The sequence below is a fragment of the Kitasatospora sp. UYEF31 genome (assembly GCF_057291755.1).
Window position 1 is genome coordinate 23,982 of record NZ_JBXAWK010000064.1, and the last position, 8,008, is coordinate 31,989.

The window sequence follows — 8,008 nt, forward strand, 5'->3', positions numbered from 1 at the left end:
CATCGCCTCCGGTCGGCTGGGCCGGGATCAGCTGCTGATGTCCGGTCACCAGTGCTTTCCCGTAAGACTATTCAGCACCCTTACCGATCGGTAGCCCATCCTCCGGAGGTGTCGACTGCAAAGCGATCAGCCGGGCGATCCAGAAGCGCAGGAAACCGGACAACGAGTAGCGAAGGAACAGCGCGAGTCCGGCGATGGAGATCGGGATGCCGCAGATGGCGGCCACGATGGCGTCCCGCTGGGTCAGCACGTTGGTGGTGGAGTGCACCATCAGGTACGCGCCGAGGGAGGTCGCGATCCCGCCGACGAGCAAGGCCACACCGAGCCACATCAGGTTGGTGTCGAGGCCGGTGCCTGGCGCCTTGACCCGCATCCCGGCCACGTCGACGCTCAGCCGGGCGACCCGGTCGCTGTCCGCGCCGGACGCGTGCCGGCCCGGTCCGACGGGGCTGACCGGCGGCTGCGCCGGATACCGTCCCGGTCCGCCGAACGGAGCCGCGGACGGCGGCGCGGGCATCGCGGGGGCCGCCGGGGTGACCGGCAGGACCTGCGTGTTGTCCTGCCCGTACAGCGAATCTGGGGCGCGGTGACCCGACGGCTGCCCGTCGGGGTTCGCGGCGGTGTTCATGCTCATGGTTGATCCACCTCACGGAGGTCCGACGGCGTTGCAGATGTGTTGTGCGCAGACGGAGTTGGTGCTTGAGACGTCTTTTCGGTGCTTCCGCCCAGGTAGGCGCTGTGCAGGCCCTCGGCGACCTCGGCCGGGGCCCCGACCTGGGTGATGCGTCCGCCAGTCATCACCGCGGCGAGGTCGGCGACGCCCAGGGCCGTACGGGCGAACTGTTCGACGAGGAGCACCGTCACGCCGGTGCGGGCGATCTGGGCGACGATCGCAAAAAGCTGCTCGACCACCAACGGGGCCAGCCCCATGGACAGTTCGTCGATCAGCAGGACCGCCGGATCAGTGGCGATGGCCCTCGCCATCGCCAGCATCTGCTGCTCGCCGCCCGACATGGTGCCCGCCGCCTGCCGGCGGCGCTCCTTCAGCCGGGGGAAGACCGGGAAGACCCGCTCCTCGATCTGCGCGCGGCTCATCCCCCGGTGGGTCGCCATCCACAGGTTCTCGGAGACGGTCAGGTTCGGGAACACACCCCGGCCCTCCGGGATGCTGCACACTCCGAGCCTGGCCAGGTCGACCGGCGCCGCGCCGGTGACGCACCGCCCGGCCAGGTAGATGTCCCCGCGGGTGGGCGGGTGCTGCCCGGACGCGACCTTCAGCATGGTCGTCTTGCCCGCCCCGTTGGGACCGAGCACAGCGACCACCGCCCCGGCCGGGACGGCCAGGTCGACTCCGTGCAGCACTTCGACCTGCTCGTAACCCGCGCTGATCCCACGGAGTTCGAGCAGCGGCGGTGCGGTGACGAGCGCGCCGGTCACCTTCGGCTGTACGGACGTCATGCGGGCTCCTGTACGGTCGCCGGCGGCAGTGCCGCGTCGTCCTCGCCCAGATAGGCGGCACGGACGCCAGGGTCGGCCTGGATCTGCGCGGGGGTGCCGTTGGCGAGCTTCTTGCCGAAGTCCAGCACGTGCAGTTCGTCGCAGCAGGACATGACGAGGTCCATGTCGTGCTCGACCAGCAGCACCGCGACCCCGGACGCGGCGACTTCCCGCAACACCCGGGAGAATTCGAGCGTTTCACTCTCGTCCTGCCCCGAGGCCGGTTCGTCAAGCAGCAGGACGCGCGGCCCGCAGGCCATCGCCCGCGCCAGCTCGACCATCCGCCCCTGCCCAGTGGGCAGCGAATCGGCCCGCAGTTCGCTGAGCGCCCCCAGGTTGAGCCGTTCGATCAGCTGCGCGGTGGCGGCGTGCGCACTGCCCGAACCCCGGTTCCGCCTGCGGTACTGCACCGCCGCCACGTGGATGTTCTCCCGTACGCTCAACGACCCGAAAAGCTCAAGCCGTTGGAACGTACGGGCCATCCCCAGGCGGGCCCGGCGGAACGGCGCGAGCTTGCTGACGTCGCGGCCGTCCAGGGACACCGTCCCCCGCGAGGGCGGCTGAAGCCCGGTGATGACGTTGAACATCGTCGTCTTGCCGGCGCCGTTCGGCCCGATCAGACCGGTGATCCGGCCGGGCCGCGCGTGCAGGCTGATGTTGTCGAGCGCGGTGTGGCCGCCGAAGCGGACGGTGACCCCGTCGACTTCGAGTCCCCGGCCCACGGGTGCGGAGACCGCTCCCCTGGCCGGCTCTGTTGACTCCATGTCAGGCCCCCTGCAGTTCGAGCTTGCGGTCCAGCGCTTCGATGTCGGACTGCGTGAACGGCCTCCCCAGACCCAGCTCTTCGGGCGGCGCGGACAGTCCGTCGGGCAGTGCGGCGGTGACGGCTCCCGCGTTCTTCCTGCCGTCGAAGACCCGGGCGAGGCCGGCGATCGCGAAGAGCACTCCGACGGTGCCCAGGACCATGACCCAGTTGCCGACGATATCCGCCTCACGCAGTGCGTACAGGACGACGACCGCCCCGCCGCCGGCCGCGATGACCTGCGGATAACGCAGTGCCGGATCCCAGTTGGGCCGCAGCTGCGACGGGATCACGCCGTTGGGGTTCCGGCCGAGCGCGATGCCGTTGAGCCCGATGAGGACCGTGGTCAGCTGCGCCCAGTCGGGGAACAGGTTGGTCATCAGCGGCGTACCGACGATGATGCCGCTGAGCAGCGCCGCACCGGGTGAGGTCAGTCCCGCGATGACCATCGTCATCAGGATGGTCAGGCCGGTGAAGAACTCGAACTGGCTGGAACTGGCGCTCTTGACGGCCGCTCCGTAGATGCCGCCGCCGATCCCGGCCATGGCCGCGGACAGGGCGAACACCGCGAGTGTGGTGACCCGTTGGTTCATGCCCAGGGTCGCGTACGCGGCCGGGCTGTCCTTCAGGGCGAGCAGCCTGCGGCCGAACTCCCCGCGCCGGATGGCGACCACGACCAGGGTGAACAGGGCGAAGACGATCGCGCCGAAGATGAAGTACGCCCGGTCGGAGGTGACGTCCACGCCGGCGAAGTCGAACCGTTTGAAGCCGAGCGTGCCGCCCTTGAACAGGTAGATGTCGTGGCCGAACCAGGTGAACTTCGGCAGTCCGAAGATCCACTTGTCGAGTGCCACGGCGAACGCGGCGGTTCCCAGAGCTAGATAGATGCCGTCGAGCCGCAACGCGGGCAGGGCGATCAGCGCACCGATGAAGGCGCAGATCAAAGCGGCCCACACCAGCGCGAACGGATTGCCGTCGCCGCCGAAGTGCGAGACGCAGACCGCCCCGACACCGGCGAAGCCGAGCTGGCACAGGGACAGCTTTCCCGCGTAGCCGACCAATGGGATCATCGACAGGCCGATGATCGCGATGCCCCACATCCTGGTCGAGCCGAACAGGTCGATCATGCTCATCGAGCGGGCCGCGACGACGGCGCCGAAGATGACGACGGCCGCGAACAGCGCGCTGCCGCCCCACGTGGGCCGGTGGGCGATCTCCCGGGTCCGCTGGGCGCTGTGGCCGCGCAGCCGGGACTGCGGCATCACCAGGAGCGCGATGAACAGCACCGCGACCGGGACGACCCCGATGAAGCCCTTGGTGAAGGGGGCGGCGGTCTCCCACTTCGGCAGGTAACCGACCGCGTAGTCGCTGGCCAGGCCGAGGACGAGCGCCCCGAGGAAGGTCATCGGCAGGCTGCGCAGCCGCCCGATGACGGCGGCGGCGTACGCGTTGACGATGAGCAGGGTCAGCGGCAGTGGGCTGAGCGTCAGTTTGGGCGCGATCAGGATGCCGGACAGCGCCGCCAGCGTCGTGCCGATGGCCCAGGCCAGCATGCCGGGTATCTCCGGGCGCGAGCCGTTGAGCACGGCGAGTGGCCGGTCGTCGACGGTGGCCCGCATCGCCACACCCGGACGCGTCCGGGTGAGCAGGACCCACAGGGCCACGGCGACCAGTAGCGCCGCGCCCAGAGTGATCAGGTCATGGTACGAAACGCCCACACCGAAGAAGGTGATCTTTTCGCCGACGAAGAACGGCTGGGCGTTGTGGAGCTTCTTCGGATTCCAGATCCACGAGATGGCCGCGACCAGGGAGAGGAGCACCGCGATGGTGACGACCAGGCGTGTTGTCGGCGAAGTGCCTTCAAGGCGGCGCATGATCAGCAGTTGCAGACCTATACCGAGGGCCGGTGCCAGGAACAGCAGGCACACGATGAGGGCCGCCCACACGGGCCAGCCCCACCCGTAGCGCAGTTGCCAGTAACTGAACGCGGCCAGTGCCCCGGTGGCGCCGTGGGCGAAGTTGAAGATTCCGGTGGTGGTGTAAGTGAGGGTCAGGCCGCCGGCCGTGATCGCGTAGATGCCGCCGGTGACCAGGCCGCTGATGGTGAAGACGAGGAACTCGTGCACGGGTCCTCCGGGGACTCATGTGTTCGCCGTGGTGCCGGGGGAGCGTCAGTTTCAGGTACGGGGTTCTGACGTGCGGTCACCACAGGTCGAGCGCAGCGGCGACGCCGGCCCGGGACGGACCCCGGCCGGCGCGGCACGATCAGTAGGACTTGTCCAGCGTGGCGACGTTCTCCGGGGCGCAGTTGAAGATGCCCTTGTTCGCGGTGCCCGTCGTCTCCGGGTCGAAGGCGAACCCGTCCTTGCCGAGCTTGAACATCGCGAAGCAGGGGTTCATGTGCATCTGGTCCAGCGGCCCGATGTCATTCGGGGCGAACAGTCCGCCACCGTCCCAGGCCTGCCGCTTGGACTTCTCCATCACACATTCCACGGTGACACCGTCACCGCAGTCCTTGACCGCGGAGGCCCACACCAGCCAGGCGTTCAGACCGGCGTAGTTGAAGAACACCATCCGGTCGTTCTTCTTGACCGTGTGCAGCAGATCGGCCGCCTGCTTGGCGACCGGGTGGTCCTTGCCCAACTCCTGCGGCACAAAGGTCAGGTAGGAGTAGAAGTCCGGGACCTGAGCCTGCTTGGCCGATTCAATGTTGAGGTTGTTGTAGGCCGACTGGTCGGTCACGATCGCCTTGGGTGTCCAGCCGACGTTGTTCATCTCCTGGAACAGCGGGGTCGCGTTGACCGCGAACACCCCGGCGCCGACGAGGATCTGCACGTCCGCCTGCTTGAGACTCTCGACGTACGGACGCCAGATCGCACCGATCGGCGCGGCGAGCTGGGTGGAGACCACCGTGCCGCCGGCCTTGGCCACCGCGTCCGCGTAACGGTCCGCCACAGCCTTGGTGTCCGGCATGTCCTGCCCGACGACGCCGACCTTGTCCTTGGCGTCCGGGTACTTCGCGAACAGCGCCTTGTACGCGGCGACCAGGCCCTCGTTGCCGGGGATACCCCCCGGCTGGACCTGCAACGGCGCCTTGATCGCTTCACTGGACACGACGTAGCCGGGAACGGCGCCCAGGTTGCAGCCGAGTCGGGGCTCCACAGTCGCGGCGTCCAGCGGGTTGCCGCCGCCGACCACCATGAAGTCCGTCTGGCAGGCCGCGGTCATCGTGGTGGCCGCGTTGAACAGCTGGCCGTCGCGCTTGTTCAGCTTGATCTTGCGGCCGTTGATGCCACCGGCGTCGTTGCACCACTTGGTGAACGCGTCGGCCATGTCGAAGAACTCCTGACCGAGGCCAGGCTGCGCCACGTTGCCGGGGTCGGCCATCGTAGAGACAGCGATCTCCTTGTCCGTGACACCCCGGGCCTGGGAAGTCAGCGGCTTGCCGCTGCCCGCTCCGCACAGTCCCTTGAGGGTGCCGAAGTCACCCGCCGCCACGCCGGGGAGCGCACCGGGGGCCGTCTTCCCGTCGCCTGGGGCGGCGGCACCGACATCCACGCTTCCCGCGCCTGTCTGGACCGCATCGGATCCCGACCGGCTACAGGCTCCGATCATGAGCAGCGGCAGAACGAGCGCCCCCGCCGCCCATCGGCGGCTTCGGACACTGCTCCTCCGCCGAACGGTTGTTGACGCCATCGAGCCCTCCCGACACTTTCCTGCGGGGCCGGATCGCGGTGGCGCCGGCCTTCTCCCGTGCTGTGCTGTGGTGCTGTGCTGACGTACACGTGTTCGGTGGATCAAGTGCTCCGGTGGATCGGGTACTCCAAGTGCCTCGAGGCAGGTGCTTCGGGTCCGTCCGGAGTGCCGGTGGAATTCCGATTCCTTGGCACGGTCATGGACCACGAGCAATGGCCGGACAATAACCGGGCTACGGGCAGGGTGCAAGGGGCTACCCTGCGTCGGGATCAGGCCGGGAGAACAAGGACCCGAAGAACCACCCGATCTCTTGACTCACCATCCGTTCAGTACAAAATCGCAGTACACACGTGTCATCAGAAAAGGTGAGCTCCCATCACCCGCCCTACTCGGGCGGCAAAGGGTTCTTACGGGATTAGCGACAAAGTGACTGAAGGGGAACCGCCGTCATGTCCGACGTCAGGTCCGAGCCATTGACCTCTTCCGAAACCGTGGAACGGGTCAACACCCCGCACGGCGAACTCGTACTGCGTGGTAACGGACCGCACTTCGAGATCATCAGCAACGGCTGTTTCCTGATGGACACCCGGGACGGAACCTCCGAACGTCTCCTGATCCGGGCCGCTGCCGAAGCGCTCGCCGCCACGGGTCGCAGCTCTGGTCTCAGCGTCCTCATCGGCGGCCTCGGAGTCGGATTCTCGCTGGGCGAAGCTGTCGTTTTGTCGACAGAGTCACTGCCCCCGACTGGCCCGGCGCGTCAGGCGTTCTCGCAGATCACCGTCATCGAACGCGAAGCAACCGTGATCGGGTGGGGGCGCACCCACCTCGCCCCGTTCTCCGGAAACGCCCTCCAGGACCCCCGGGTGGATGTTCTGCACGCAGACCTGGTGACATGGGCCCACGGACCCACAGAAGAGCTGTACGACGCCCTGTGCCTGGACATCGACAACGGCCCCGAATGGACGGTCACCGACAGCAATGCTTCCCTGTACGGCGCGGCAGGCCTCGCAGCCCTCCGTCGGCATCTCACCCCCGGGGGCGTCCTCGCGCTGTGGAGCGCGGCCGCCAGTCCCGCATTCGAAGAACGTCTGCGTACGGTTTTCCCGGTGGTCGAAGTCCTGCGGGTTCCCGTGGCGGTGCCACGCGGCGAGCCCGATGTGGTTTTCCTGGCCCGGTGACCCGCCTTGCCCAGTCCACTCAGCCCGCTTGGATATCAGTGTCGCGGAGGACTCTGTGACCTTGCTATAGTTATCAAAGACGCGCGGGAGACAACCGCAGTCAAGTCCGAGTGGCGGAATGGCAGACGCGCTAGATTGAGGTTCTAGTACCTTTTACCGGGTGTGGGGGTTCAAGTCCCCCCTCGGACACCCAATGCAGTGCCCAAAGATCCCCAAGGCCGCAGGCCTTGGGGATTTTTTGTCGAACCCCTGCGTGAAGCTCCCGCAACGGGGCAGCCATGGCAGCACAACCCCCGACAGTGGAGGTGCGGCCATGGAGATCTCAGGCATCATCAGCGCTCTCATCATCGGCTTGATCATCGGCGCACTCGGCCGGCTCGTCCTACCCGGCCGACAACACATCCCGATCTGGCTCACCATCCTCGTGGGCATCGTCGCGGCCTTCATAGGAAGTGCCATCGCCGCAGCGTTCGGCGTGGCCGACACCAAAGGCGTCGACTGGATCGAGTGGGCGTTCCAGATCGCCGTGGCCGCCATCGGCGTGGCCCTGGTCGACCGCTTCTACAGTGGCGGTACGACGACCTCCTACGTCCGAGGCCACACCCGCCGCACACCGCGGCGGACGAGGACCCCGCGCCGCTCCCCCCGGAGCGCCGGACGGACCCGCAGCCGGTGGGGCCGGAGCCGCAGCCGTCGGTAATGCACTGTGCAGGTTTCTAAGAATTACGGAAACGCAAAAAGCCCCCGTCCATAAGGACGGGGGCCTTTCACTCAAGATAATTCCGGCGGCGACCTACTCTCCCACACCCCTTCGAGTGCAGTACCATCGGCGCAG

6 protein-coding genes, 1 tRNA gene and 1 pseudogene are annotated in these 8,008 nt (G+C 67.5%); 3 read left to right on the plus strand and 5 right to left on the minus strand.

Annotated elements, in window-relative coordinates; translation table 11 throughout:
• Window positions 1-67: 67 nt before the first annotated feature.
• The 5 genes from AC0Z36_RS24935 to AC0Z36_RS24955 form a co-directional block, all read right to left on the minus strand.
• Complete coding sequence (locus tag AC0Z36_RS24935; protein ID WP_485465284.1) at window positions 68-634, minus strand: hypothetical protein; 567 nt, start codon at window positions 632-634, stop codon at window positions 68-70.
• Entirely contained in the window at window positions 631-1,458 is an 828-nt protein-coding gene (locus AC0Z36_RS24940) for an ABC transporter ATP-binding protein (RefSeq protein ID WP_485465285.1), read from the minus strand. The genes AC0Z36_RS24935 and AC0Z36_RS24940 overlap by 4 nt, the downstream gene beginning before the upstream one ends.
• Window positions 1,455-2,261 (minus strand): ABC transporter ATP-binding protein, encoded by an 807-nt coding sequence (locus AC0Z36_RS24945; RefSeq protein WP_485465286.1) that lies wholly within the window; start codon window positions 2,259-2,261, stop codon window positions 1,455-1,457. Before AC0Z36_RS24945 ends, AC0Z36_RS24940 begins: the two co-directional genes overlap by 4 nt.
• 1 nt (window position 2,262) lies before the next feature.
• A complete protein-coding gene (locus AC0Z36_RS24950) occupies window positions 2,263-4,425 on the minus strand; it encodes a branched-chain amino acid ABC transporter permease (RefSeq protein WP_485465287.1) in 2,163 nt (720 codons plus the stop codon).
• A 139-nt stretch (window positions 4,426-4,564) separates the two neighbouring features.
• Window positions 4,565-5,857 (minus strand): ABC transporter substrate-binding protein, encoded by a 1,293-nt coding sequence (locus AC0Z36_RS24955; protein WP_485465288.1) that lies wholly within the window; start codon window positions 5,855-5,857, stop codon window positions 4,565-4,567.
• A 611-nt stretch (window positions 5,858-6,468) separates the two neighbouring features.
• Between AC0Z36_RS24955 and AC0Z36_RS24960 the strand changes: the two genes are divergently transcribed.
• The 3 genes and pseudogenes from AC0Z36_RS24960 to AC0Z36_RS24970 all read left to right on the plus strand — a co-directional run.
• Entirely contained in the window at window positions 6,469-7,173 is a 705-nt protein-coding gene (locus AC0Z36_RS24960) for a spermidine synthase (protein WP_485465289.1), read from the plus strand.
• Between the two features lie 104 nt (window positions 7,174-7,277).
• A tRNA-Leu gene (locus AC0Z36_RS24965) sits at window positions 7,278-7,362 on the plus strand.
• A gap of 124 nt (window positions 7,363-7,486) precedes the next feature.
• Window positions 7,487-7,732: pseudogene (locus AC0Z36_RS24970) on the plus strand (GlsB/YeaQ/YmgE family stress response membrane protein); the annotation flags it as partial.
• Between the last annotated feature and the right edge of the window lie 276 nt (window positions 7,733-8,008).

Bases quoted from the DNA above. Each gene is read 5' to 3' on its own strand.
- AC0Z36_RS24935 (WP_485465284.1), bottom strand. From the start codon at position 634: ATGAGCATGAACACCGCCGCGAACCCCGACGGGCAGCCGTCGGGTCAC.
- AC0Z36_RS24940 (WP_485465285.1), bottom strand. From the start codon at position 1,458: ATGACGTCCGTACAGCCGAAGGTGACCGGCGCGCTCGTCACCGCACCG.
- AC0Z36_RS24945 (WP_485465286.1), bottom strand. From the start codon at position 2,261: ATGGAGTCAACAGAGCCGGCCAGGGGAGCGGTCTCCGCACCCGTGGGC.